Below are 244 nucleotides of genomic sequence, written 5' to 3'. Positions count from 1 at the left end.
ATACAGCAAGGTCGCCAAATCGGGCTTCGGCGCGTTGGGAGGCATCAGCTACGGCACGCGCCAGGTCACGGATGCGGTCGACACGCATCGCGGCCTGAATACCGGCAGCGCCATCGGCAGCGTGGCCGGCAATGTCCTGATCGACGCGGGATCGTCATTGGCCGTGATCGGCAGCGACGTGCTGGCCCGCCAGGGCAACATCGCCCTGACCGGCCGCGACATCCGCATCGCCGGCGGCGCCGAT

At 68.4% G+C, this 244-nt stretch carries 1 protein-coding gene; it reads left to right on the top strand.

The genetic code is table 11. The features are described 5' to 3' along the window. Window positions 1-244 (top strand): hypothetical protein (locus SB764_RS43785; protein ID WP_410867276.1); only part of this gene is annotated, 244 nt, incomplete at both ends.

Source organism: Paraburkholderia sp. SIMBA_027, assembly GCF_046535315.1.
GTDB classification, from domain to species: Bacteria; Pseudomonadota; Gammaproteobacteria; order Burkholderiales; family Burkholderiaceae; genus Paraburkholderia; species Paraburkholderia tropica.
The sequence above is the reverse complement of the archived record's forward strand: the minus strand, read 5'-3'. Positions and strand labels throughout refer to the sequence as shown.